The sequence below is a fragment of the Rhodovulum steppense genome (genome assembly GCF_004339675.1).
In the GTDB taxonomy this organism is placed as follows: domain Bacteria; phylum Pseudomonadota; class Alphaproteobacteria; order Rhodobacterales; family Rhodobacteraceae; genus Rhodovulum; species Rhodovulum steppense.
This window is the reverse complement of record NZ_SLVM01000005.1, coordinates 91,807-117,076: the sequence shown is the minus strand read 5'-3', so window position 1 is coordinate 117,076 and position 25,270 is coordinate 91,807. Positions and strand designations below refer to the sequence as shown.

The window sequence follows — 25,270 nt, the reverse complement described above, 5'->3', positions numbered from 1 at the left end:
TGCGGCCAGAAGAAGGGGCTGACCCGGGGTCTTGCGGGGCCTATTGGGACGGCGCGTGCCCGAGTGTGGCGATCCGGCCGTCGTTGACGGGGTGGTAGGGGGCGTTGGCGGCGAGGAAATCGGCGGTCACATCGGCCAGATTGGGGACGAAAGCATGGATATCCTGCGCATCGAACAACATCCGGTAGCGTCGCCGCTGCCCTGCCAGAAACAGGCACAGGTGACACCGTCGATCCAAGGCCAGTTCGGGATGGCGGTCGCGAAGGCGCGGCTCCCTTGTCGTCCTGGCAGGGCTGTGCCGCATCGGGGTCGGTCGTGTTGACCGTCTTGCCCCGCACCCCCCCCTGTAATGCCATCGCCTTGATCAACCGTTCCACGTGTTGAGCAGGTGAAAGCTGCCGACCGAGAATGCCTGCGAACGGCAATGGCGCTCCATTGACTCACCCTTCCTCGGGATCCCGTTGGCGGTGCGCAATTCCCGGACCTTGCGCTCCGGTTCCCTGATCCGGTCCATTTCGAACTTCGCTAGCCCAGCACTCTGCCTGCCGTCGCGTCCGGCCTGCCGACACCCGACACGCAGATCGTCGGGCGAACGACCAGAGTTCGGTGCAATCGGCGCGGTTCTTTCGAAACAGCAGACCACCGCGTTCGCAATTTGCGTCTGTCAAGGTCGGATGACTCCCCGCCCTGTCATCGGACTTATCCTTCGAATGTCTCACGCTCCGGCGAAGCCGGGGCGGTTCGGTAGGGCCGGATGCCATTCTCGTCGACGGATGCCAGCGCGTTGCTGGCCCGGGCGTGGCCTGTGGTCGGCGATGCGATCTTCATGTTTGCGCGACGGAAGATGACCCGGGCATCTTTCCATGCTATCAAGGGGCGGAAGCAGGAGACGTCGGAATGCCGCCCATCTTCGCATCTGAACGCGCGGTCATGCAAAGGCCTGCACCAAGGCGTTTCAGGGGGCACGTCGAGGCGGATGCCGTCGATGCGCTTCAGCATCAGGCCGACCGAAGCCCCGCGGCCCGCGCCCTCGCACAGCTTCAGGCGATGGCCGATACGATTCAGCGACAGGGGATCGAAGAGGAAGAAGAGCTTCAGATGAAGCGGCGCGCGGATGCCGCCGGAGAGGCGATGCAACGCGTGGGCGAGGAGGAGGAACCCCTGCAGGGCCGTTCGGTCGCCGCATCCGGACTGCCGACGCAATTGCGCAGCGGGATCGAGAACCTTTCGGGTCGGGACATGAGCGGGGTGCGCGTGCATTACAATTCCGATCGGCCGGGTGCGGTCCAGGCCCATGCCTTCGCACAGGGCAGCGACATTCACGTCGCCCCCGGCCAGGAACGGCACCTGCCGCATGAGGCCTGGCATGTCGTGCAGCAGGCCGAAGGTCGGGTCGCAGCAACGTGCGAGGTCGCCGGGCAGCCCGTCAATGACGACGCCGCGTTGGAGCGGGAGGCTGACACGATGGGCGCGCGGGCGATTCAGGAAGGCTTGCAGCGGGACTGAGTGACGCTGTCGGGCTTGATTTTGTCTAAGTTGAATTGTTTCATCCGGGGCTGTATTCCGGTTGCAGGTTTCGTGTTCCCTCACCGCCCCTCACGCAGGAGCACGGCCCTTGTTTCATCCATGTTCGACGCTCCTGTCGTTTGGCGGCCTGCTCCTAGCCATGTTCGTAGCAGCATCCGCGTCGGCCTGCGATCTGCCCATCCGCGACGTCGATGTTGTAGTCGGCATCCGCGACGCGCCACCCTTTTCGGCAATGTCGCCCACTGGCCTTGCCGAGGGCTTTGCCATTGACATCTGGACGTCGGTCGAGCACGAACTGATCGCCGAAGGCGCGATGTCGAGCAGCGAGATCGTGCTTTGTCGCAGCATTGCCGACCAGGAAGCGGCGCTGGAGGACGGCTTGGTCGACGTGGTGATCTCGCCGCTGACGATCACCGGGCCGCGGATGCAGCGCTACGACTTCTCGCAGCAATACCTGCAATCGGGCCTGACGCTTGCGGTGTCGAGCACCAGCGCCATAGATTTCGAAACCGCAACGCGGGTGATCTATCAGACGGTGACACAGCCCGGAGTCGTCAAGGCGCTGTTGATCTTCCTGGCCGCCAATCTGCTCCTCGCGGCGTTGCTGCGCTTGGCGTTGCGCCATGAAGGGCGGGGAGGCGACGGCGCGGGTGCCGAGGATCAGGGCTGGCTGACGACGCTGCTCGAGGCGGTCGTCAGCACGACCGGTCTCAAGGGGCTGGGCGATCGCTTCAAGACGTTGCTCGGCCGACTTTTGGAGATATTCATGGCGGTGGTCGGCACGGTGCTGTCGGCGACGATTTTCGGGGTGCTGACCTCGGCCTTCGTGGGTTCGATCGGCGCGAGTTCGACCGTGTCGGCGGAAAACCTGCCCGGAATGCGGATCGCTACGCTCGAGGGCTCGACCGCGCAGCAGTTCCTGGTCCGCCAATATGCCGCCGAGGGGCTGTTGCAGGCGCAGGCCGTCTGCGTTCCCGAGGAAGACGCTACCCCCGACACGGGCTGCTTGCTCTATCCGGGCTGGCCGCAGGCGGTCAGGGCACTGGACGAGGGCCGGGTCGAGGCTGTGCTGGGCGACTGGATCGCGCTCAGCTATCTCTCCCGGCTCGACCGGTACAGGGGCCGCGTCGAGGTGCAGTCCGGCGTCTACCTCAACGAACCCTATGGCTGGGCCATCGCGCGTGACCGCCCCGAGCTGCGCGCTGCGATCGACCGCGCGCTGATCGAGGACATGCGCGATCCGGGTTGGCGCAGGCGGATCGAGGCCTACCTTGGACCTGGTGCCGTGGCGCCCAACTGATGGACGCGTCGCGCCTTCCCCCCACCGACACGGTAACCCGATCCTACGAGCTCTATTACGACTCCGGCTGCTATGACCGGCGCTATCCTGGGCCGAACCGCGCTACGCAGCGCCTGGTCATGGACCATTTGCCGCCCTCTGGACATGTGATCGACTATGGCTGCGGCAGCGGGCGTTACCTGCTGGCTCTGCGCGACCGGGTCGGTACGGCGGCAGGCTATGACATCAGCCCGGCCGCGATTTCGCTGTTGCGCCGGAAAGCTGCTGCGTTCGGCTGGGACGATCTCGCCATTCTTGGACCCGATCCTGCCGATCTTGATCGTCATATGGCCGAGTTCGGCCCGGCCGATGTGATCCTGTGCCTCTTCGGCGTGCTTGGCCATATCGAGGAGGCGGCGGCACGGCAGCGGGCGCTGATGCAGATGCGCGTGCTGCTGCGCCCCGGGAGCGGGCGCCTGATCGTTTCTGTGCCCAACCGCCTGCGCCGTTTCCGACGCGAGCAGGCCCGCGCCGGGATCGCAGCCCGTGGACTGATCCATTACAGGCGGGTTCTGGGCGGAACCAGCGTGATTCTGCCCTACCAACTCTACGACCCGGCTGGGTTGGCCGACGAACTGGGGCGGGCCGGGTTCACGCTATGCGAGATGCGCCCCGAGAGCGTGCTGCCCGAGAGCTGGCTTCTGCACCATCCGGTCCTGCGCGGGGTCGAGCGGTTTCTCACGCCGGTCTGTCCGGCCCGGCTGGGCTACGGAATCCTCGCGGTGGCAGCGCCATGAGCCGGTTCGTGCTGCTCCTGCTGCTCGTGATCGCTTGGGCCGGATTCGCCGCAGCCCAGCCGCTTGATGCGCTCCGTGCGGTGGCGCCGGAAAATCCGGATGGCCGACTGGCCCATATCCTGAAGCGTGGCACATTGATCGTGGGGGTAAAGGCCGATTACCCGCCGTGGGGAATGGTGAATCCCGATCCGGATTCCGATGCCATCGTCGGGATCGAGCCCGATCTGGCACGCGACATTGCCGACCGGTTGGGCGTCGGGCTTCAACTCGAAGTCGTCAGCGCGCAGAACCGGATCGGGCGCGTGAACGATGGCTCGGTCGACCTGATCATCGCGACCATGGGCGATACCGAGGTGCGGCGGCACCAGGCCGACCTGATCCAACCGAACTACTATTCCAGCGGGGTCGTGGTCTATGGTCGCACCGATCTTGGCCTCTCGGGCTGGGAGGCGTTGAGGGATGCGCCGGTCTGCCTGACCCAGGGGGCCTATTTCAACCGGACGCTGGAGCGCGATTTCGGGCTAAAGGGCCAGTATTTCCCCGGCAACCGCGAGGCGCGCCTGGCGTTGAAGTACGGCCGCTGCGTCGGCTGGGCCTTTGACGACACGGCGCTGGCGCAACTCGTACATACCGAGCACGAGCCTGGTTTCGGCGTGATCGTCCCCACCATCCTCGACGTGCCCTGGGCCGTCGCGGTTGCCAGTGGCGAGGGCGACGGCCAATGGGGACGCTTCGTGGCGGACATGGTGGGCGAATGGCATGCGACTGGGCGTATCCTGGAACTGCAGCGCAAATGGTGGGTGGGCGAGACCGAATTCCTGCGTGATCTGCACAAGACGTGGTCACGGGTCGAGAACGGGATGCCGTTCTGCACCCGGGATCCGCACACGGGCCGCTTTCCGGCAGATTGCCTCTTCGAGATGGAACCCGTTGCGACTGGCGCGCCCGTCGATCTGCCCGAATGGGCCGCGGCGCTGCGCGAGCGGGCGGGCATTGACCTCCGGGTGCTCTACGATGCCTATGACCGCGCCCGGCTGGTCCGCGGCCTGGGCCTGACGCTCGCGCTTGGTTCTGTGGCGATCCTGGGGGGGCTCGCGGTTGGGATCGGCTTTGGCCTGATCGACGCGCGCGCGCGCCGGATGGGTCCGATCGGGCAGGTCGTGCGGCTTCCGCTGCGCGGTTTCATCGTGCTGGCACGCATGACGCCGCCGATCCTCCAGCTTTACATTGTCTTCTTCGCCCTTGGCGGTTTGATGGCCAATGCCGGGATCGTGACACCCGGCAGCTTCGTCACCGCTGGTATCATCCTGTCCTCCTATGCCGGCGCCACCAACGCGGTCCTGCTGTCGCACGCGCTGGAGCACGAGCGCCTGCGAGCGCCCGACGCCGAACTCCTTGCACTGCTGCCGGAGGCGATCCGGCGGTGCTTCGACGGACTGGTCGCGACCTGCGTGAATATCATCAAGGCCGCCGGCATGGCCAGTGCCATCGCGCTGACGGAACTGGTCTCGACCGTGAACCTGCTGGTCGCCGAGGGCGGTGACAAGGGCACGTTGATGAACGGGTTGCTTGTCTTCTACTTCGTCTTCGTGCTGTGCGTGATCTGGCTGTTCCGCCTGGCAAGGAACCGACTGGCCCCGGGCGGGGAGGCGCGGCGATGATCGAGATCCTTATCGAGCGCACACCCTTTCTCGCCGGTGGGTTCGCGAGGAACCTGCTGATCTCGGCGGTGTCGATGGGACTGGGCACGTTGGTCGGGGCCGCGCTGGGCCTGCTGCGTTTCCGGCGGTTCCGGGCGACTCTGCGTGCCGAACATGTGCTGACCAATGTCTGCCGCAATGTGCCGAGCTTCGTGCTTCTCTACTACATGGCCTTCATGCTGCCGAGCGAGATCGAGATCGGCGACAGCATCGTCGCAGTGCCGGTTTGGCTCAAGGCGGCGCTGGCACTGACCTTGCCGGTGGTCGGTTTCGCCTCGGACCAGACGCTGGGCTATCTCCAGCAGCGAGAGACCGGCACGGCGGGCGCCGGAGAGACCTTCGTCATCGCCTGGATCCAGTATTTCCTCATCATCATCATGGCCTCCGCCACCGCCTCGGTGATCGGCGTCGACGAGATCGTCGGGCGCGCGAACCTGATCCTCGCGCGCGACGACAGCCCGGTCTTCATGCTGGCGACCTATCTCTACGTCTCGGCCTGGTTCATCCTCGTCGGCCTTGCCATCTCCGGTCTGATGCTGTGGTTGTTCCGGAGGCGCGCGGCGGGGGCGTGAGGGCGAGCCTAACGAATTCTTGCTTTTCTAATGGCTTCTCTTACTCTGGTTGCAAAACCAGAACGGTTTAAGGGAGGGACAGGTGTACCACCGCAGGAACGAACCTCCGATCTGGCGGTCGCAGGCGCCTCCCTGTCCGCGTGTCCCATGATCGACGGCGCGCTCGGCCTTGTCACCGCTCGGTTGAACGCGCATCTGGCCGCCCGATACCGGGTGTCCGACGATCTGGTTGTCCTGTCGCCGCTATCCGACGCCGAGGGCAAGCCGGCTGCGGAGGCACGCAACCGGTTGGTTCTCTTTCTCGTGAACATCGCCCATGACGCGACCCCCCGCCGACCGTTGAAGCCGGAAGGCGGGCAAGTGACGCGCGCGCACCCGCTGCATCTCGACATTTATTTCATGCTGGCCTCGGGCCACGATCCCGAAACCTATCTCGAAGGGCTCAAGCTGATGTCCGCGGCGATGATGTTCTTCCAGACCTGCCCGGTCATGAATCCCCAGACCACGCCCGACATGCCTCCGGGTCTGGAACAGCTCAGCATCGAGATATCGAATCTTCGGATCGAGGAACTCGGTCAGCTTTGGGGCAATCTCGGTGGCCGTTATGTGCCCTCGGTGATGTTCAAGATGCGTTCGGTGATCATAGACGCAGCCGCGGTGGGCGGTGTGGCGCCGCTGGTCACCCGGCCGGGCAGCCGGGTCGAACCGCGGGAGGATGTGGCGTGACGACCTATGCACCGATCCTGTCTCTGAAGCTGGCGCATACCTATTACGGTGTGGATCGGGTTCCCGTCGCCGTGATGCCTGCCGATCCGGCGGGGTTCGACCGGGCGGGCCTGCTGTTGCGGTGGCGAGGTGTGGAGGCTGTTGTTCTGGCCGATCGGGCCGATGATCGCCCCGCCTCGGTGACGCTCGACCTGGTGGCCGAGGCGCCCCAGTTGTTTGCCGTGACCCGAGGGGCCGACTGGAACGAGGTGTCGCTGCTTGAGATCCCGGCAGGCATCGACGACGTAGCCTATGTTGACCTGTTTCGGGCGGGCAAGATCTCCCAGATGGTTTCGAAGCGGCTGGCGCGGGCCGAGATTGCACTTCCCCAGGAGGGCGGGCGCGAGGTGACCCTGCGTTTCGATGCGGTGGATGCCCTGTGGGCTTATGTCGTGACGGGGGGCGAGTCCGGGTCGGGGTTCAGCGTCTTCGATCCCACGGGCAAGGTGGAATTCGACGCTCTCGGGCCGCGCACGCTTCCCGACGGCACCGCCGCGCATGTCCTGCGCTCGGCTGTGCCGATTGCCGCGCGCGCTCGGCCGCCCGAGAGGTTTGCGCTCCAAAGACCCGGCCCCTTCGGCCCGGAGACCGTCATACCAGTGCTTCCCGCAGCGGGGACAGGTTTCAGAAATCCGGACGAACCGGGCGGCGCTGCCTGCCTGCAATCCGACATCTTCGTCACCGTATGGTAGAGGAGAGCCGCCAATGGTCATGAAAACGCCCGGCGTCTACATCGTCGAGAAGAACGCCTTCCCCAATTCCGTCGTGCAGGTGGCCACAGCCGTACCGGCCTTCATTGGCTATACGGAAATGGCGCGCAACGGCAACGTGTCGCTGCAGATGACGCCATGGCGCATCTCGTCGATGTCCGAGTTCCACAGCTATTTCGGCGGCCCGCCGCAGCCGCTTTTCAAGATCGAGCCGTGGAAGGCTTTCGACGGCATCTCGCCGCTTTCGGCCGAGGGCGCGGACAAGCCGCCCGCGCTGCCGCGGGCCAGCTTCATCACCCGCGGCCCGCGCGGCGAGGAAAAGTACGAGCTGATCCAGATCAACCCAGCCTATGCGCTTTACGGGGCGATGCGGCTGTTCTTCCAGAATGGCGGCGGGGCATGTTACGTCACCTCGATCGGGGGCTACGGCGAGGATATCGACGCCGAGAGGATGATGGCCGCCATTGACCGGCTCAAGAAGGAGCCCGAGCCCACCATGGTCGTGATCCCCGAGACCACACGGCTGGTGCGACAGAACGCGGTCAAGGTGCAGCAGGCGATGCTGATGCATTGTGGCACCGCCATGAAGAACCGCTTCGCGATCCTCGACATCTCGGGCGGGCATCTGCCGCAGCAGGATCCTCTGGGCAATCCGGTGGCCACCTTCCGCAACGACATCGGCATCAACGACCTTGATTTCGGCGCGGCCTACTACCCCTGGGTCAATACGTCGATCTTCCAGTCGCGCGACTTCACCTATGAGAACATAGATCCTCCAAGCCGACAGGCGCTGATCGGCCTTATGAAGCGCAGCGTAGGCCGGGTGGCCGAACTGGCCGACGAGATCCGGCGGATCAGTGCCCCCGTGGTCAGCGGGGATTTCACGATCTCGGTGCCCAAGGGCGGCACCGTCGCGCTGACCACGGCAGATATCTCGGCCAAGGATGACGACAGCGCGGCGGAGGGGCTGACCTATACGGTCGAGTCGGATACCGGCGCCATGGCCGGCAAGCTGCAACTCGACGGAAAGGACGCCACAAGCTTTACCCAGGCCGATCTTGAAGCCGGAAAGATCGCTTTCGTCCATGATGGCGAGAGCCGTTCGGGACGGTTCGACCTTGTCGTGACCGACGAGAACGAGATCGCGACCGATGCGCTGACCCTCGGTGTCGAGGTGGTGGGCGGGCTTCTGGACGCGACCGCGATCGCGGCGCAGACCGCGGTGGAGATCGACGTTTCCTCCGATCATCCGGACGGCGATGCGGCCAGCGTCAAGCTGCTGGACGCCGATGACGAAAGCGGCAAGACCCGTACCGTTTCCGGCGCGGGCATCTGGTCGGTGGCGAAGAACGGCAAGGTCAAGTTCACGCCGGAAACCGCCTTTGCCGGACCCGCAGCGCTGGCAAGCTACACCATCGAGGTCGGAGGCACGCCGACCGCACCCCAGGAGTTGCGCGTGCTAATGGCCGGGGAGGCCACCGGCACGGGGCTTGCCGGACCGTCTCCCGCGACCATCGACAAGACCCTGAGGGCGGTCGTGCCGCTTTACACCGAGGTGATGAACGAGATCGCGTCCTACATGAACGCGATGCCGCCAGCCGCCGCGCTGGCGGGCATCTACACGATGGTCGACAATACCCGCGGCGTCTGGAAGGCCCCGGCCAATGTGTCGATGAATTCCGTGGTCGCGCCCATGGTCAATATCGACCATGCCGAGCAGGAGAACCTGAACGTCTCGACAACCGGCAAGTCGATCAACGCGATCCGACCCTTCGTGGGCGAGGGCACGCTGGTCTGGGGCGCGCGCACGCTGGACGGCAACAGCCTCGACTGGCGCTATATCAACGTGCGCCGGACCATGATCATGATCGAGGAATCGATCCGGCTGGCCGCCAAGGCCTATGTCTTCGAGCCGAACACCTCGGCCACCTGGGTCACCATGCGCTCGCTGATCGAGAACTTCCTGACCAGCGTGTGGAAGCAGGGCGGGCTGGCCGGCGCGGTTCCCGACGATGCGTTCAGCGTGCATGTCGGCCTCGGCGAGACCATGACGCCCGTCGACATTCTGGAGGGCATCCTGCGGATCACTGTCCTGGTCGCCGTGACCCGGCCTGCCGAGTTCATCGAGATCACATTCCAGCAGCAGATGCAGAAATCCTGAGCCGGGTAGAAAGGGAGACAAGACATGGCAGACCAGACACCCTGGCCGCTTCCGAAATTCCATTTCAAGGTCGAGTGGGAGGGCAGCGAACTGGCCTTTCAGGAGGTTTCCGGCCTCGACATGGAAACCACCGCCATCGAATACCGCGCCGGCAACGACCAGAGCTTCTCGGTGCAGAAGATGCCCGGTCTCAAGAAGTTCTCGAACATCACCATGAAGAAGGGAATGTTCCGCGGCGACAATGCGCTGTTCGACTGGTTCACGACCAATGTCGGCAGTGCGGCCGAACGCAAGGGCCTGACAATCTCGCTGTTGAACGAGGAGCATAACGCGGTCTTCGTCTGGACGGTCGAGCGGGCCTTTCCGGTAAAGGTCGCCGGCACCGATCTCAAGGCCGAGGGCAACGAGGTCGCCGTCGAGACGATCGAGATCGCGCATGAGGGCGTCACGTTGAAACCCGCCTAGACATGACGGACTTTGCAGACCGACCCGTCGCATTCCAGTTCGCGGTGTCCTTCGCGGGTGCCGGGCCGTCCGTTTCCGACGCTGCCTTCCAGGAAGTGTCGGGGCTGGAAAGCGGGATCGATACGGAGGCGGTGGTCGAGGGTGGCGAGAATCGGTTCGTCCATCTCTTGCCGAAACCGGCGCGGCCCTCACCGCTCAGGCTCAAGCGGGGGCTCACCCCGGCGGCGAGCGGCCTGGTCGCGTGGTGCAAGGCGAGCATCGAGAACGACCTGGCCGAGCCGATCATGCCCAAGGATGTGATCGTGTCCCTGCTGGACGGCGAGGGCGAGGCTGTCGCAAGCTGGTCGGTCGGCCGTGCCTACCCGGTCAAGTGGAGTGTGGGCACGTTCGACGCGATGAAGAACGAACTGGCCCTCGAGACGATCGAACTGGCGTATGCGACGCTGAAAAGGAAACTCTGATGACCATCGAGATCGGCAGCCTCGTTGTGCGGGGAAGCTTCGGACAGCCGCGCCCACGGGCCGCTGCGGACGACGAGGCACTGGAGGAGCGCCTGCGGCTCTTTCGCGAGGAACTGGTTGCCGAACTGCAGGACATGATGGTCGAGGCAGAGCGACGGGCGAGGGAGCGCTAGGCGATGGCGAAGCTCAAGATCATCCGGTGCAAGATCCAGAACGACCAGATCCGCGAGCAGCGCGGCGCGGCCAACACCTTCGAGGCCACGATCAACCCTGAATCCTATTCCCACAAGTTCGGGATCAACTATTCCGGCACAACCCGCGGCAGCCGCCCCGTCGGCAAGGCGGCTCCGGTGCCAAAATTCGAGAATGCCGAGTCCGAAAGGATGGACTTCACCATCCATCTCGACGGCACCGGAGTTGTGCCCGACACCGACAAGACGACCGTGGGTGCCCAGCTTCAGAAGTTGCGCGAGATCGTCTACGACTATGACGGCGACACACATGAACCCAATCCGGTAAAGGTGGTCTGGGGCCGCGGGCTGGAGGCATTCTTCGGCCGTCTCACCTCTATGTCTGTGGACTATACGCTGTTCCATCCCGATGGCACCGCGCTGCGGGCGAAGGCGGCGCTGTCCTTCCTCGGCGCCACCACGGCCGCCGAGGAAGCGCGGGATGCTGCCCGCAACTCGCCCGACCTGACCCATGTCGTGCGCGTGCGCGAGGGCGATACGCTGCCGCTTCTTTGCCAGCAGATCTACAACGATGCGGGCAGGTATCTCGAAATCGCGCGGCTCAACGATCTGGACTGTTTCCGGGTTCTTGAACCGAACACGCTCCTCCGCTTTCCGCCGATGAGATAGCGCATGGCCGAAAGTCCCCTCACGAACGCGGACGGCCCCGTCGGGGTGACGATCAGGACCGAGGGTTCGGCGATCCCCGACGCTACGATGGTCGTCTCGGTCCGGGTGCGGCGCGAGGTGAACCGCATCCCCGAGGCGCAGGTGGTGATCGAGGCGGGCTCGATCCCCGAGCAGTCCTTTCCCGAGGTGGACGCTGCCACCTATGGGCTGGGCAAGGCAATCACCATCGCCGCCCATTACGGCAGCGGCGAGGATCAGCAGATCTTTTCCGGCGTGATCGTCTCGCAGCGGCTGAGGATCGCCGAAAGCCGCGGCCCGCGGTTGGAACTTCTGTGCCGGGACAAGGCAATCGCGCTGACCCGCGGCCGGAAGTCCGCACTTTACGCGGCCAGCAAGGACAGCGACATTTTCTCGAGGATCGTCAGCGATGCGGGGCTGACGGTCGAGGTGACCGCGACCACCGACAGCGCCCGCGACCAGTTGCGCCACGATGCGACCGGCTGGGATTTCATGCGCCTGCTGGCCGACCGCAATGGCCATCTGATCACGGTCGATGCGGGCAAGGTGACGTCGGCCCCGCCGGACATGTCCGCCGCTGCTGTTCTGACGCTGACGCTGGGTGAGGATATCGTCGCGTTCGACGCAGAGGCGAACACGGAAGGATTGTACAAGACGGCCGGTGGACTCGGATGGGACGACGCGGCCCAGGACGCCGTCGAGGGTAAGGGCGGCGCGCTTCCGACCATGACCTGGGGCGATCGGTCCAGCACCGAACTCGCAGGGGTTCCGAGCGATCGAGCGCATATCTTCACATCGCCCGTCAAGCTGGAGCCGTCCGACATCAAGACCTTCGCCGACAGCCGCTTGGCGCGTTCGGTGCTCTGTTCGATCCAAGGCAGCGTGACATTCCCTGGCAGCGGGGTCGCGGAGCCGGGCAAGATGATCGAACTCAAGGGGATTGGCGCCCATTTCGGCGGAAACGCCTTCGTTTCGGGTGTCGTCCACGAGATCGTTGCCGGAAGCTGGACGACCCGCGCGCAGTTGGGCCAGCCTGCCAACTGGCTTTCGGACGGCGACGGTTTTGCGGGAGGTTTCGCGGCAGGGCTTACCGCGCCGATCCACGGCCTTCACATCGGAAAGGTCGTGCAGATCCACGAGGATCCGGACGGCCGCCAGCGCATCAAGCTGAAGCTGCCCCTGATCGGGGCCGAGCCTGCCCAGATCTGGGCGCGCTTTGCCCAGCCCTATGCCTCCGGCAGCGCTGGCATCCAGTTCATGCCCGAGGTGAATGACGAGGTCGTGGTGGCCTTCATGAATTCCGACCCGAATGCGCCGGTTGTGATCGGAGCGTTGCATAACGGCCAGGCGGCACAACCCATCACGCCCGAGGCCGAGAACAAGCTCAAGACGATCCAGACCCGTGAGGCGTTGAAGATCGAATTCGACGATGACAGGAAAATCATCACCGTCTCGACGCCCGGCGGCCACAGCATGGTCATGGACGATGATGCGCAGTCGATCACGCTGAAGGATTCCAATGGAAACAGCATCGAGATGTCCTCCGGCGGCATCGTGATCGACAGTCCCAAGGACATCGCGATCAAGGCCACCGGCAAGATCGACGTCACTGCCACCGGCGACGCCACGCTGTCGGGGATGAACGTCACGGCCAACGCGCAGACCCAGCTAACGACCAAGGGCGGGGCCTCGGCCGAGCTTTCGGCGGGCGGTCAGACCACCGTCAAAGGCGCCATGGTGATGATCAATTGAGAGGATGACGAAAATGCCCCCCGCCGCACGCCTGACCGACATGCATACCTGCCCCATGGTGACCGGAATCGTGCCCCATGTCGGTGGGCCGATCGTCGGGCCGGGTGTGCCGACCGTTCTGATCGCGGGGCGGCCGGCCGCTGTTCTGGGTGACAATTGCACCTGCGTCGGCCCGCCGACGAGCATCGTGAAGGGGTCATCCACGGTGATGATCGGCGGCAAGCCTGCCGCGCGCATGGGCGACAGCACCGCCCATGGCGGGATCATCGTCATCGGTGCGCCGAACGTGATGATCGGGGGCTAGGCGATGCGGCAGGACGATCCCTCCTTCCTCGGGCGCGGCTGGGCCTTTCCGCCGTCCTTCGATCCGCAGAACGGTGCCGCGATGCTGGTCGAGGCCGAGGACGACATCGCCGAGAGCCTGCGGATCCTGATGGCAACGCGACCGGGCGAGCGGGTGATGCAGCCCGGCTATGGCTGCCGACTGCACGATCTCGTGTTCGAGCCGCTCGACTCCGAGACAGAGGCCGGGATCGAGGTGGCGATCTCGCGCGCGATCCTGTTCTTCGAGCCGCGCATCACGTTGCTCGGCGTCGAGGTCAGCGCCGATGGGTGGCTCGAAGGGACGATCCGCATTCGGCTCGACTACAAGCTGCGCGCCACCAATGCCCGGCACAACCGGGTGTTTCCGTTCTACCGCACCGAGGGCACGCTGATCTCGGGGCCGCCGGAGCCCGCGGACTGATGCTACCAGCGCAGGGGACATATCTCGTGCTGGCGGCCCGGGCGACCCTTCTGGCGCTTTGCGGGACATTGGGGGGGTGCGTGCTGCTCGACACCGTGCAGCAGGATCTGTCGCAGGGAAAGGTCGAGGATTGCCTGATCAGCCGCTATGAGGGCTCGGGCCTCGTCGGCGCCTATCTGCGCCAGGTCGAGGGCACCCCCACTTACTCGCTCTTTGCTGTCGAAGGACGGCTGCGGCGGAGCGGGGTGCCGCGCGATCTGTTCTTCGACAACCGCACCGTGCCTTGGTTCGAGGCTCGCGACGGCGGCGCGCCGTCCTTCTTGCGCCGGTCTTCGGCAGCGGCATGGCCGGGCTTTCCTTCTGGCGATCCGCTGCCCGCGATCCACGACTTCGCCTATCTTAACGATGGCGTGGACTATGCCGGGCCGATCGTGACGGGGCCAAGCCCGGCGGGCCGGGATCTGCCGACCACTGGAAACCGAAGCTTTTCTGGCCGGGCAGAGGTGACGCTGCATCTCGCGGATGGTCAGGGCGGGATCGCGACAACAACCGCCCATGGCCGTTTCGAGGTCGAGATCGGCTATGGCGCCGGGCGATCCGCCGTAACGCTTTCCGGACTTCGAGCGACCGAAGGCGGCGCGTTGCCGTTCTCGGCGCTGGATTGGAGCAATCTCGGTCATTGCGGTCCGCGCGTGATCAGCAGCGGCCAGGGTTCGATCAGGGTGGTGACTGCCGACGGCCGCGCGACCAGCCCCTTCGCCGAAGGGCGGACGGTTCCGAAGCTGCGCGCCAGCTTCGAAGCCGCGCAGTTCGCCGCGCCCGAGGGCGGCCCGCCCTCCAGGTTCGGAGGCGTGTTCCTGATCGAGGCCGATGCCGGAAGCCTGATTGGCGTCTTCCTCTCGGACGGGGGAGCGTAGCGCGATGCCCGGCTTGTTCCCTGCGTGCAAATGCCCTGCACTCGCGGCCGGATGGAGCCGGTTCCAGACCGCAATTGTCGTCGGGGGCGTCAGCCGTGATTGAGCGCTGGCAGGATATCCGCGTGCCCCCCGGGTCGCTGAGCGATGAACGCCTGCCCGGGCCGCTCGATCCGATCGATCTCGGTCCGCGGCCCGAAACGCTTGCCGAGACGTTCTGTGCCGCCGGTCGGCGGCTGGGGGCAGAGGGGACGAACCTGCGGCCCGAGGCCGAGATTTCAACGCTCGCGCGGCTGTTCCTGAACGAGCCCGCCTATCTTCTTGCCGAGCTTCTGGCGTTTCGCGCAGAGGATGAGGAACAACTCTTCTCCATCGCACTCGAGGACGATCCCGAAGGCGCCGTGGCGCGTGTCGGCGCGCTCGCCCGGCGGCTGCGTGACTGGATTGCGAGAATTCGCACGCAGCTTCCGGAAGCCTTCTCAAAGCAATTGCAGCGTCTCAATGTCGAAGGCGCGCTCGAAGCCCGCTTGCCGGGACTTGCCGTGCCGATGACGGAGGGCGTGATGACGGCGGTGCAGGCGGTCGACGCCGGGCGTGCGCCGCGGGCCGAGGCCGGGCCGGAGGACCAGATCGCGCGGCTGATCCGCATCGAGGCACAGCTTCGGGCGACGCATGCGCTCTTGCGAAATGCCGTCGCGAGCCTTCAGCCCGCCGCCGCTGTCGCATTCCAGACCCGGATCACCTCTGGTGAGATTGATCCTGCACTCGGTCTGCTCATCGCCGAACTGCAGGCGGGCGCCGATGTCGATGCGATCATCAACGGTTTTGTCGCGCGACACATGGCGTTCTATTACGGAGAGATCATCGGCCAGCGACCCCGGCCTGCCACGCGCGAAAGCGTGCTATTGCATCTGCCGCCGAGTGCCAGGCCGACCTATCTGCCCGAGGGCAGCGAGCTGCGCGCGCGCGCCGACGACGGGACAGAGCAGCGCTTTGTAACCGCTGGGCCGGTCAGCGTCAGTCCCGCCCATGTGGCCTCGACCGCGGTTCTGGTCTACGATGCGGATCCGCGGATTTCCTTCAATGCCGCGCTTGCCGGCATCACCGACATTCGTGCCGCCCTCTATCCGCCCGGTCCTCGATCGGTACGCGAGGGCGTCTTCGCCGCCTCCGCGACCGCGGCGGTCGATATGGGTCTGGACATCTGCTCGCCAATGCTGGCTCTGGCCGAAGGCGAGCGCTGGATCGAGTTGACGCTGAGCATGCGGCGATCCTCCGGACTTGCGGCTGGGTCTGCGCCCTGCGCGCCGGACGCGGATCCCGGCGAAGCGGCCGATCCCGAGATTCTGCTGGCGCTCCGCTCGGATACCGAACTGTTGCGGTCCTTCGGACTCGACACGGCCGAGACGCGGCTTCGCGCCATCGCGCAGGAGGTGGCCCGGACCGCGCGCGCCCGTGCGGTGACACCCTCTCTGGCGCTGATCTACGAGGTTCTGGCGCATTATGTGCTGGAATTGCAGCCGCTGCGGGTGCTGCTGGGACGGATCGTGACGCTGGCGCTGGTGGAGGGGCAACCGCTGCCCGAAGGTGCTTATTGGCAGATGCTACAGTCCAAGATCGATGCCTGCCGGGACCAACTGAGCGGGCAGTCCCCGGCCGGGCGGGACGATGCCGGACCCTCCATGATCTTCGAGACCTTCGCCCGCAACCCGGACGGGACGCTGGTCTTCAGCCTCGATGACATCTTTCAGAAGCTGCTTGGCGACGCGTTCACGGTGCGGCTCAGCACCAAGGGCGGCCCTCGCGCCGCGACCTGGACCAAGCTGCTTCCCCACCGCGCGCCGGACGAAGGGGGCATGCGCATCTGGCTAAAGCTCGACGCATCGCTCCCTGCCGTGACCGCACCCGAAGGCGCCGAGGCGCCGGTGCTCTCGATCCGCGCAGCCGACACAGTACGCATCTGCCCGGCCTCGATCTTCGAACGCTACAGGGTGACCGCGCTGCGCTTCGATGTGCGGGCGGAGGGGTTGCGCCGCGTCGCGGCGTTTTCCGACACCGGTCCGGTGGCGACGGACCAGACCTTCATGCCCTTCGGCCACCGCCCGGGCGATGGTGCCAGTTTTACCGTGGGCTGCCCGGAACTTGCGCTCAAACCCGTCACCGCGGTCGGTCTCGCCCTGAAATGGGCCGAACTGCCCGACCCGATCGGCGGTTTCGCGGCGCATTACCGGCACTATCCGCAGGCCGAGGAAACCCCCGACCCGAAGGTTGCGGTGACCTATCTGGGCGGGGATGGCTGGAAAACTGTGACCGACGCACCGGTACCACTGTTCCATCGCGTGCCGGTCACGGGCGAACTGGTGCCTGACTGGCGGTTCGAGGCGACGATTCCGGGGCAGGCGGTCCCGGCCGCCGCCCCGCCCGCTTCGCAGGATTTCCAAGCGCGGCAAAACATGCGTGCGGGCGCTGTTCGGCTGACGCTGTCGGGGACGGCGGACGGCTTCCATGCCGACCGCTACCCCCTGGCGCTGATGGCGGCGATGCGCCCCCTTCGGCTGCCCTTCGTCGAACGAAAGATGCCGCCCGCCCCCTATGTTCCCAGGTCGGCAGACCTTGTCCTGGACTACGCGGCCTCCGAGACGGTCGCGCTGAATGCGCCCGATTCCGCGCGGCCGGGCACAAGCGTGGTGCAGGTTTCGCCCTTCGGCCGGATCGAGGTCTTTCCCAGTCGCTTGCGGCGTGAGGTGACGTTGCTGCCGCCGCGTCTCGGCCATGGCCACCTGTTCATCGAACTCGACGGCCCCCATGCCACCGGGCCGCTGGCGCTGCTGTTCGAGGTGGCCGAAAGCGGGCATCTGCGGCTGGAGCCGAAGCCGAACCCCATCGCTTGGTTCTACCTCACGCAAACCGGCTGGACCGCGCTGCCGGCAACGGCCGTGCTGTCGGACGATACGGCGGGGCTGATGCGTTCGGGACTGGTGATGGTCGACCTGCCCGAAGATGCGGCCTGGGACTCGCCCGAGATGCCGGGCAAGGGAGTCTGGCTCGCCGCTGTGGCGACGGGGTCCGAACTCGACATCTTTCCGGCCCTGTCGCGGGTTGAGACGAACGGTTTGCGCGTATTGCGCGACGATGACGGTTTCGGGGGGCAGGCGCGGAGAGCATGGCGGTTCGAGCCGCCTCAGCCCGGGCTGGGTGCAATGCGCGAGGTCATCGCTCCGGTGGCGCTGCGCCCGCCCGAGACAGAGCGGCACTTCGTCGCCCGGGTGGCCGAACGGCTGGCGCACCGGAAGCGGGCTGTAACCCCACGGGATATGGAACGGATGGTGCTCGAGGAATTTCCCGAAGTCTGGATGGTGAAATGCCTGGCTCACCTGAGCCGCGCCACGCCCCGTCCCGCACCGGGCGAGGTCACGCTGGTCGCGGTCCGGCAGGCGTCGACCTTGGAGGACGAAGGGGCGTCCGGCCCACAACTCTTCGACGTCAGCAGCCTGCGCCGGATGCGAGAGTTCCTGCTCGCCCATGCCCCGACCTTCGCGCAGATCGAGGTTGTCAATCCGGCCTTCGAACGGCTTCAGGTCCGCGCGCGGCTCGCCTTCGACCATTTCCGAGACGATGGCGCAATGGCCCGGCGGGTGAATGCCGAGATCGGGTGTTATCTCAACGTGTGGACGGCGCCGCCCGAGCTTGCGCGGTTCGGCTGGTCGCTGAATCGCGAGGCACTGCGGGCGCGTATCGAGTCGCTGGATTACGTTCGTGGTGTCAGCGATTTCTCGGTGCTGCATCTCGCCGCCCATGACGACCGGACCTATGCGCTTCTGGATACGGCGCAGGAGGACGAACGGGGCGCGCATGGGCCGACCATCCGGCCGCTCAGGCCGTGGGGGCTGCCGATTTCGGTGCGCGATCACGCGCTGAGCACGGTCTCGGAAAGGGCGCAGGAAGATCCGGTCCAGAGCGGCATCGGCCGACTTGCCATCGGCGACATGTTCATCGTGCGGCAGAGGACGAATTCGTGACAAAGCAGGATCGCACCACCCTCAAGTCCTTTTTCCGAGATGGCGCTCTGCCGACGGCCGAGCATTTCCGGGACCTGATCGACAGTTCCGTCAACCAGGTGGAGGACGGATTCCTGAAGACTCCGACCGGTGGGCTCGAGCTCAACTCGGTGGGGTCTTCGCTGAGAGTGATGAGCCTTTATCAGGGCCTGTCGAGCCCAGCGCCGTCCTGGGTGGTCGAGCATGGCAATACTGCCGAAGGGCAGGACCCCGGTGCGCTGCATTTCCGACCGATGTGGGGGGCTGAGCCGCCGCCGCCCGATGCGAAACCCGGCGCGCCCGCGGCCGCCGGACTGTGTCTGACCCGCGACGGGCGGGCTGGTGTCGATGTCGGCGACCCCCGCTGGCGGCTCGACGTGGCCGGTGTGGTACGCATGACCGGGCGGATCGGCGTTACCCTGAAGGCCGATCCGGACGTGCCTGCCGATGGCGACTGGCACGACATCACGCCATCGCTGACCGGTTGCCAGGCCTTCGAGGTGATGGCCGGCGCCGGTGGCCCGGTGCAGGAAGGGCGCTATGCGCTGCTGCACGCGATCGCGATGAACGCCTACCATCCGCGTAACCCGATCCTGAACTGGCTGTTCGGGCGGCGGCGTATCAGGGCCCAGACAGCGGTCTATGGCAGCTATGCCGACCGCCTGCGGCTGCGCTGGATCGCCGACGGCGAACGGCACCATTTCAAGCTGCAACTGCGCTCTAACGCCGATTACGGCGAGGGCATTCGGATTCGCTACTACCTCATGCGACTGTGGTTCGACACGAGGATGGAGGGTTCACGCAGATCAGATGTCGATCGTGACGAGGGGCTGCTGTGACCGATTCCGTACCAAGCCCTCCCGATTTCGAGAAACTGCGCGAGCGGGCGATCATGGCAGCACAGGCCGCGTCGGGTAAGCTCTGGACGGATTTCAACCTTCATGACCCGGGCGTGACGCTGCTGGAGCAGACGGTCTTTGCGCTGACCGAGGTCGGCTACCGCAACGCCCATGCGACCCGCGACCTGCTGACCGGCACGGACGGCGTGCTGGATCACGACGCACTGGCCCTGTTCGACCCGGCCGAGATGCTGCCGACCGACCCCGTGACCGGGCGCGACCTTGCGGCTTTGATCTCCGAGGCCGAAGGCGTCGCGCGGGCGTATGTGCGCCGTTCTGGTCGGAACGGGTTGTACGAGGTCGACGTGATCCCCGAACCCGATCCGCTCGATCCGGATCCACAGGTCGCCGATGCCGTTGCGCTCGATGCGGCGAGGCGGGCGTTCTACGCCCATCGCCCTCTTTGCTGCGATATCGACCGTATCCGCGTCAGTCGGCGCCGTCCGGTGCGCCTTGTGGCCGAGGTCGCCATCGCGCCCACCGCCCTGCCCGGGCGCGTTGCGGCGGAACTCTACTTCCATGTCGGAGCGATCCTGCGCGGGCAGGCTGATGTTACTGAAACCGAGCAGTCGGCGACAAGGGCCAAGGTCTACGAACGACCCGAGGTGTTTCTGCACGCTCCTGCGGTGCCGGGTGAATCCGAGCCGGGTCTCGATAGCCACTTGTCGGTGCTGCGCGCCATACCGGGCATTGCCGAGATCGGCCCGATCTCGCTGGAGGATTTCGATCCGCAACCGGGCCACCATGATCGCAGCCCTGCCGCCGACGGCAGCCAATATCGCGAGCTCGTCCTTCCCGACGAAGGCGAACCGGTGCTGGTGATCCTGCGGCTTGATGGGGTGGCGCTGCCACTCGATGCGGTGGGGGTCCGGGAGGAGTATATCCGCGTGGCCACCGAGCACATGGCCCGGGCGCGGCATCATCTTGATGCACGGGACTGGGCGGTGCGCCGCGATGGTCGCCGACGCAACTTCGCCCATGTGCCGGTGGATTCGCTGCTGCCCGCCCTCTATCGCGGCCGACATGCCGGACTGACGCCCGCCACAGCGGATGCGCGTCGCCAGATGCCGGGGCGCGGCGCTCCTGCGCAGACTGACCTTGCAGCCTATCGGGTTGCGATCGATGAATACCTCGCCGGGATGTCCGGCACGCTCGCCGGGCTGCCGCGCCTGCTAGCGGCAGAAACGGCGCGCGACACCCGGGATCCGGCAGAGCGGCGCCAGCGGATCAAGGTTCTCGACTACCTGATCGCGCTGCAGGGTGAGGAGATGCCGCCCACCCGCCATGCGGGATTGCACCGTTATCGCAGCCGCGACGAACGCGAGCGGTTCGAACTCGAATGGCGCATCCGCTATCTTCGGGCCTTGTCGCGCGCGAATGCAGCGCGAGGGACGGGACCGAACGGGACCGAGCCCGGCGGCTTTCTCGCCAAGTTGTCGATCCTGGCCGATCTGCGCCTCGGAGGCCTCGACGCGCTGACCGCGCCGATGTGCCGCGCCGACCTGAACCCGGATCCCGGGGCCGTCATCCCGCCGCCGGGCCTGCGACGTGAAGATCTTCCTCGCCTCGCCAATCCGCTGGAGATGCGCGTGCCACGCGACCCCGCGGCCCGGCCGTTGGAGGCGGGGTCGCTTCTGGATGCCGCGCCCTGGGTCGCGGACGGGCGGATTCATCCCGATCTGTTCCACCGGACCGCCGATCCCGACGCCTGGCTTGTCGCTCCCGGTGCTACGGCCGAGGGCTGGCGCGTCTTGTTCGACGCAGGAAATCCGGAGGGACTATATGTCTGCGGCGCAGACCGCAACAGGCGTCGGGCGCAGGAGATGGCCAACCGGATCCGCAATGGCTGGCGCGCGCTGCACGCGGCCGCGGAAGGCGTCTACCTTGTCGAGGATATCCTGTTGCGCGGCGACACGCAGGCCTTCGCACCGCATGGCGCGACGCTGGTGCTGACCGGCTGGACCAGTCGCAGCCGCGGGCAAGATTACCGTGCCTATGTCGGGAATCTGGTCGAACGCCTTGCCCCGGCCCATCTGCTGATCCGGCCGCTGTGGTTGTCCTTCGGGGAAATGGTGCGCTTCGAGGAATTGCATGTCACCGGTCGACCTGTCGATCGCGCGCGCGGCGCGGCAATCCGGTCGCTTCTGACCCTCGCGGGGCATCGGACACGGCTTGAAGCTGCCGTGGCGCGGCTGGCGGCCGTGGAGGGACGGATCCCGGGGATCGGCGCGACAGCCGGAATTGCGTCATGAGCGCGGCACGGTTCGGCGGCCGGGCGGCGGCGGCCGGGCCGCGTCACCGGATCGGCGAGGTCGTCGTCGAATTTGCCGCAACCTCGGCCCGCGGCCCGCTATCCACGCCCGAGGCGCTTCTGGCAGCGATCCGCCGCGAATTGTTGCCCGCGCTTGATGAGAGCCTGCACCGGCTTGGGGCGGTGGGCCTGTCCGCAGAGGTGGAGCGTCTGGAGCTCGATCTCGGCTCCTTTCCCGCGGATCCGGACTGGAACGAGGTGCGTGCGGCCTTCCGTGAGGCACTGGAAACCGCGCTTGCACCCTATCTCCGAAGGTCAAAGGAGAACCCCGAGCAGCAATTCCCCGCAGCGCCAGCAGGGGCCATTCTGGCGCCGACGGGCCTGCGACGTGACGGTGCCGCGGTCAAACCGGGCGGGGCGCCGGATGGAGCCGGCAAACCGCACCAGATGCACGGGACAGGTTCGGACACCGGCAGAGCCGCTGCGACGGGCGGCCCGTCCGGGCATGCGGATTCGTGGCCCGACCCGGATGCCGCATTCCGTGACCGATTGACCGAGGCGCTGGCAGGGGCGGGCAGGCGCGGGTCAGGCTGGCCCGGACGCGCAGCGTTGCTACCGGCAGAAGACCCGCCCGCCGCAGAACGGGCCGAGGTGGATCCCGAAGCCCTCCTCGAAAGGTTGTTGCGCGCGATGCAGGGCGATGGTGCATGCCTGCCCGACGAAGTCGCAGAAGCGCTGCGGGCGCACCCGGACCACCGGGCGCCTTTGCGCGAGGCGATCCTGGGGGATCCCGCGTGCGCGGCCTTCCTTGTCCAGCGTCTTGGCCCGGAGGTTGTGGCGCAGGTCGCCTCGCGTTTCGAGGGCCGGTCGCTGTACCGTCCAGCGGAGAGTTTCGATCTGGACGCGACCAGGACGGGGGATGCGTCGGCCAGGACAAATCGGGAAGAGCAAGCCGCGCGTTTGGCGACAGAAGAGAGATCGGGACGGGAAGTCGAAAGGACGGCCATGACCCTCGCGGGTCAGTTCCGCGCCGCCTTCAGCGGCTTGTCCGATGCCGCGCTTTCGGATCTCGAGCGTCAGATCTTCCCGGACAATCCCCGGTTCGGCAAACCCGTTGGTGACCGGGCCGTGCGGATCAACCGTCTTGCCCGCCGTATTTCCGTACCACCGATGACGCCCGAGCGGTGGGGCTCCTTGGCGGACGGATTGGCCGCTCTGCTGCAGGGGGTAGGCTACGGGCACGAAGCCGCGATACGGTTGCCGGACCGCATCATTCCCCGCCTGCTCGCTGAACTCGGACGCCCGGCGTCGGACGTTGTCTGGAACGGAACCCTTGCTGTTTCGACCACGAAGACCGCCGATTTGCGAGGCGCCTGGGTTCGCGACCGCGCGGCGGTGCTCGCCGAGATGGGGCGCCTTCCCGCGGGTGCGCTCGCGGACTGGGTCGGTGCGCTGGCGCCCGCCGACTCGTCGGAGTTCGTCGAGTCCGTTCGGGCCTTGCGAGCGACAGCCGACAAGCCTGTGCTGGCCCTGCGTCATGTTCTGACCGCGCTGCTGGACGGTCGCGATGTAGACATCGAGGCTGCGCGTCATGCGGGCACCGGCAGGGAACCGCCCGAGCAGGGCGCCGCGAACCAGGGCGGGGACGGCTCGTCCGGATATTCGGCACCGGAGCCGAAGGATATGATGCGGGCCTGGCGCGGCATCTTCCTGTCCCTTGGCCATTCTTCGATGGTGTTGGACGCGGTTTTCGGGCTGAACGAGGATCTGGCGCTGCCTGGTTTCGGTAATGCCAGTTCGGGTCCGCCCGGTCCCCTGGGCAAGGATCGGCGCCCGCAGGATGTTTTGCGTCATGACGGCGATGGGGGACCATCGTCGGAGCGGACTACACCCTTCGGACAGCCGGTTTCCGGTGGGGTGTCCATTCCGCAGGCCAATAGCGGGTCTTCAGGCAGGGAGTTCGAAGCGCAGCCGCCGATGGCGGTTCCCGGACCGGGCAGCGATCCGATGCGCGGCGCGCGAACTACCGAGCGCGAGTCGGTCCGGAACCCGGTCGAAGCTCCGGGCGTGGATCCGAGTGATGCGCCGAACGGGCGGCCGACTGCGGCCTCGCCCGATCGCCGGGACGGTGGTCGCACGATTCCGGCAACCGGATCGGGTGCAGCAGCGGCGCCTGTAATCGGCTGCGATCCCGACCGGCCCGACGGTTCGGAGGCTGATGCGCGCGCCAGAGCGCGGGAGGTCACGCCGTTTTCGGGGGCGTCCAGTCCCGCCGTTTCTGTGGCCGGGCAGCCTGCCGCCGCTCTTGCCGAGTTGCGCCCGACCTTCGCAGCCGTCCTTCGGGCGCTTCCGGCGCCGATCCTGATCGACTGGCAGGAGGCACTGGCGCTCGTTTGGTCGGCTTTGCCGGAAGAGGCACGGGCGGCCTGCGACGAAACCGTTTCGGGCGAGAGCAATGCTGCTGTCCGGAAGTTCCAGGACGGTGATGGCGCCGACATGGAGGCGGCGGTCCGTCCACCGGTCGCACCGTCGCGCGATGCCCTTGTGCTCGCCTGGGACGATCCGCGTTACTGGCGACTGGTTCTTCGCCTCGGATTGGCGCCGAGAGGACCGGATCACGATCTCCGGGCTTTTCTTCGGGACGCATTTCGGATCATCGAGCCCGACCCGGCCAGACGACGCTTCGCCCTGCGTCATCTCCTTGCACGGCTGGGCTATCCCGCGCCGGGAACGTCACCCGCCCTCAGGATGAAGGTGCTGGAGGCGCTTGACCGGGTCGCGCTGGAGGTCGGACCGGGCGATGGCGGGCAGCTGAGGCCGACCGCGCCAGCGCCACGGTCGCGCGGCGAATTCGGCCTGGAAGAGTTCAGCATCCGGGCCGGGCTGATCCTGTTCCATCCGTTCTTGCCGCTGCTCTTCGAGCGGCTCGAACTGCTGGACGCCTCCCGTGCCATCTGCCCCGAACGCCTGCTGCTGGCGCGCGCGGCATTGCAGATGCTGGGCGATGGCGCATCATCGGAGCCGCGCCCGACCGATCCCGTCGAACGGCTGTTGCTCGGCCTGCCGCCGGACTGGACGCATCCGGGCACCGAACCGGAAGACCGGCCTGATCCGGACCTTGTCGAGGGGCTGACTCGATCTCTGACCGACCGCTGGAGCGCGCTGGGAAATACCTCGCCCGAAGGGTTGCGTGAGACCTTCATCCGCCGCAGCGGCATCCTGCGCCATGCCGAGGACGGCCCACGCCTCGCGGTCGATCCGGGGCCGTTCGACATGCTGCTGGACCGTCTGCCCTGGAGCATCGGTTTCGTAGCATTGCCATGGATGGCGCAGCCCTGCCGCGTGGACTGGAGGTAG

Annotated in this window: 22 protein-coding genes; 20 read left to right on the top strand and 2 right to left on the bottom strand. The window is 66.4% G+C overall.

Annotated elements, in window-relative coordinates:
* Positions 1-40: 40 nt before the first annotated feature.
* On the bottom strand, positions 41-238 hold the full coding sequence (locus EV216_RS18155) for a hypothetical protein (protein ID WP_165899150.1): 198 nt from the start codon (positions 236-238) through the stop codon (positions 41-43).
* Positions 239-699: 461 nt separating this feature from the next.
* A complete protein-coding gene (locus EV216_RS18575; protein WP_165899144.1) occupies positions 700-1,137 on the bottom strand; it encodes a hypothetical protein in 438 nt (145 codons plus the stop codon).
* On the opposite strand from EV216_RS18575, the gene EV216_RS18570 reads away from it, so the two are divergent.
* From EV216_RS18570 to EV216_RS04720, 20 genes are all read left to right on the top strand, one after another.
* Positions 1,132-1,506, top strand: coding sequence for an eCIS core domain-containing protein (locus EV216_RS18570; RefSeq protein ID WP_243641967.1), 375 nt, complete (start codon positions 1,132-1,134; stop codon positions 1,504-1,506). The two genes, EV216_RS18575 and EV216_RS18570, sit on opposite strands and share 6 nt — an antisense overlap.
* Positions 1,507-1,666: 160 nt before the next feature.
* On the top strand, positions 1,667-2,827 hold the full coding sequence (locus tag EV216_RS04805) for a transporter substrate-binding domain-containing protein (protein ID WP_132693933.1): 1,161 nt from the start codon (positions 1,667-1,669) through the stop codon (positions 2,825-2,827).
* The gene (locus EV216_RS04800; RefSeq protein ID WP_132693932.1) at positions 2,827-3,603 is read left to right on the top strand and encodes a class I SAM-dependent methyltransferase; all 777 of its coding nucleotides are present in this window, start codon (positions 2,827-2,829) and stop codon (positions 3,601-3,603) included. The genes EV216_RS04805 and EV216_RS04800 overlap by 1 nt, the downstream gene beginning before the upstream one ends.
* Positions 3,600-5,264 (top strand): transporter substrate-binding domain-containing protein, encoded by a 1,665-nt coding sequence (locus tag EV216_RS04795; RefSeq protein WP_132693931.1) that lies wholly within the window; start codon positions 3,600-3,602, stop codon positions 5,262-5,264. The genes EV216_RS04800 and EV216_RS04795 overlap by 4 nt, the downstream gene beginning before the upstream one ends.
* Positions 5,261-5,875 (top strand): ABC transporter permease, encoded by a 615-nt coding sequence (locus EV216_RS04790; protein ID WP_132693930.1) that lies wholly within the window; start codon positions 5,261-5,263, stop codon positions 5,873-5,875. Before EV216_RS04795 ends, EV216_RS04790 begins: the two co-directional genes overlap by 4 nt.
* 147 nt (positions 5,876-6,022) lie before the next feature.
* Complete coding sequence (locus EV216_RS04785; RefSeq protein ID WP_132693929.1) at positions 6,023-6,601, top strand: Pvc16 family protein; 579 nt, start codon at positions 6,023-6,025, stop codon at positions 6,599-6,601.
* Positions 6,598-7,332 carry a hypothetical protein gene (locus EV216_RS04780; protein WP_132693928.1) on the top strand — a complete coding sequence of 245 codons (735 nt, stop codon included), beginning with the start codon at positions 6,598-6,600 and terminating at the stop codon, positions 7,330-7,332. Before EV216_RS04785 ends, EV216_RS04780 begins: the two co-directional genes overlap by 4 nt.
* Before the next feature lie 13 nt (positions 7,333-7,345).
* Positions 7,346-9,511 (top strand): cadherin-like domain-containing protein, encoded by a 2,166-nt coding sequence (locus EV216_RS04775; RefSeq protein WP_132693927.1) that lies wholly within the window; start codon positions 7,346-7,348, stop codon positions 9,509-9,511.
* Positions 9,512-9,535: 24 nt separating this feature from the next.
* Complete coding sequence (locus EV216_RS04770) at positions 9,536-9,976, top strand: phage tail protein (RefSeq protein WP_132693926.1); 441 nt, start codon at positions 9,536-9,538, stop codon at positions 9,974-9,976.
* Positions 9,977-9,978: 2 nt separating this feature from the next.
* A complete protein-coding gene (locus EV216_RS04765; RefSeq protein WP_132693925.1) occupies positions 9,979-10,437 on the top strand; it encodes a phage tail protein in 459 nt (152 codons plus the stop codon).
* Entirely contained in the window at positions 10,437-10,610 is a 174-nt protein-coding gene (locus tag EV216_RS18150; protein ID WP_165899148.1) for a hypothetical protein, read from the top strand. Before EV216_RS04765 ends, EV216_RS18150 begins: the two co-directional genes overlap by 1 nt.
* 3 nt (positions 10,611-10,613) lie before the next feature.
* Positions 10,614-11,297, top strand: coding sequence for a CIS tube protein (locus tag EV216_RS04760; protein ID WP_132693924.1), 684 nt, complete (start codon positions 10,614-10,616; stop codon positions 11,295-11,297).
* Positions 11,298-11,300: 3 nt separating this feature from the next.
* The gene (locus tag EV216_RS04755) at positions 11,301-13,067 is read left to right on the top strand and encodes a phage baseplate assembly protein V (RefSeq protein ID WP_132693923.1); all 1,767 of its coding nucleotides are present in this window, start codon (positions 11,301-11,303) and stop codon (positions 13,065-13,067) included.
* Between the two features lie 13 nt (positions 13,068-13,080).
* Entirely contained in the window at positions 13,081-13,371 is a 291-nt protein-coding gene (locus EV216_RS04750; RefSeq protein ID WP_132693922.1) for a PAAR domain-containing protein, read from the top strand.
* Positions 13,372-13,374: 3 nt separating this feature from the next.
* A complete protein-coding gene (locus EV216_RS04745) occupies positions 13,375-13,812 on the top strand; it encodes a GPW/gp25 family protein (RefSeq protein ID WP_132693921.1) in 438 nt (145 codons plus the stop codon).
* Positions 13,812-14,729, top strand: coding sequence for a hypothetical protein (locus EV216_RS04740; protein ID WP_132693920.1), 918 nt, complete (start codon positions 13,812-13,814; stop codon positions 14,727-14,729). The genes EV216_RS04745 and EV216_RS04740 overlap by 1 nt, the downstream gene beginning before the upstream one ends.
* Before the next feature lie 95 nt (positions 14,730-14,824).
* Entirely contained in the window at positions 14,825-18,745 is a 3,921-nt protein-coding gene (locus EV216_RS04735; protein WP_132693919.1) for a hypothetical protein, read from the top strand.
* Entirely contained in the window at positions 18,742-19,602 is an 861-nt protein-coding gene (locus EV216_RS04730) for a hypothetical protein (protein WP_132693918.1), read from the top strand. The genes EV216_RS04735 and EV216_RS04730 overlap by 4 nt, the downstream gene beginning before the upstream one ends.
* On the top strand, positions 19,599-21,914 hold the full coding sequence (locus tag EV216_RS04725) for a hypothetical protein (protein ID WP_132693917.1): 2,316 nt from the start codon (positions 19,599-19,601) through the stop codon (positions 21,912-21,914). Before EV216_RS04730 ends, EV216_RS04725 begins: the two co-directional genes overlap by 4 nt.
* Positions 21,911-25,270 (top strand): contractile injection system tape measure protein, encoded by a 3,360-nt coding sequence (locus tag EV216_RS04720; RefSeq protein WP_132693916.1) that lies wholly within the window; start codon positions 21,911-21,913, stop codon positions 25,268-25,270. The genes EV216_RS04725 and EV216_RS04720 overlap by 4 nt, the downstream gene beginning before the upstream one ends.

Coding starts and splice junctions, on each gene's coding strand:
- EV216_RS18570 (WP_243641967.1), top strand. CDS start 1,132: ATGCAACGCGTGGGCGAGGAGGAGGAACCCCTGCAGGGCCGTTCGGTC.
- EV216_RS04805 (WP_132693933.1), top strand. CDS start 1,667: ATGTTCGTAGCAGCATCCGCGTCGGCCTGCGATCTGCCCATCCGCGAC.
- EV216_RS04800 (WP_132693932.1), top strand. CDS start 2,827: ATGGACGCGTCGCGCCTTCCCCCCACCGACACGGTAACCCGATCCTAC.
- EV216_RS04795 (WP_132693931.1), top strand. CDS start 3,600: ATGAGCCGGTTCGTGCTGCTCCTGCTGCTCGTGATCGCTTGGGCCGGA.
- EV216_RS04790 (WP_132693930.1), top strand. CDS start 5,261: ATGATCGAGATCCTTATCGAGCGCACACCCTTTCTCGCCGGTGGGTTC.
- EV216_RS04785 (WP_132693929.1), top strand. CDS start 6,023: ATGATCGACGGCGCGCTCGGCCTTGTCACCGCTCGGTTGAACGCGCAT.
- EV216_RS04775 (WP_132693927.1), top strand. CDS start 7,346: ATGGTCATGAAAACGCCCGGCGTCTACATCGTCGAGAAGAACGCCTTC.
- EV216_RS04770 (WP_132693926.1), top strand. CDS start 9,536: ATGGCAGACCAGACACCCTGGCCGCTTCCGAAATTCCATTTCAAGGTC.
- EV216_RS04765 (WP_132693925.1), top strand. CDS start 9,979: ATGACGGACTTTGCAGACCGACCCGTCGCATTCCAGTTCGCGGTGTCC.
- EV216_RS18150 (WP_165899148.1), top strand. CDS start 10,437: ATGACCATCGAGATCGGCAGCCTCGTTGTGCGGGGAAGCTTCGGACAG.
- EV216_RS04760 (WP_132693924.1), top strand. CDS start 10,614: ATGGCGAAGCTCAAGATCATCCGGTGCAAGATCCAGAACGACCAGATC.
- EV216_RS04755 (WP_132693923.1), top strand. CDS start 11,301: ATGGCCGAAAGTCCCCTCACGAACGCGGACGGCCCCGTCGGGGTGACG.
- EV216_RS04750 (WP_132693922.1), top strand. CDS start 13,081: ATGCCCCCCGCCGCACGCCTGACCGACATGCATACCTGCCCCATGGTG.
- EV216_RS04745 (WP_132693921.1), top strand. CDS start 13,375: ATGCGGCAGGACGATCCCTCCTTCCTCGGGCGCGGCTGGGCCTTTCCG.
- EV216_RS04740 (WP_132693920.1), top strand. CDS start 13,812: ATGCTACCAGCGCAGGGGACATATCTCGTGCTGGCGGCCCGGGCGACC.
- EV216_RS04720 (WP_132693916.1), top strand. CDS start 21,911: ATGAGCGCGGCACGGTTCGGCGGCCGGGCGGCGGCGGCCGGGCCGCGT.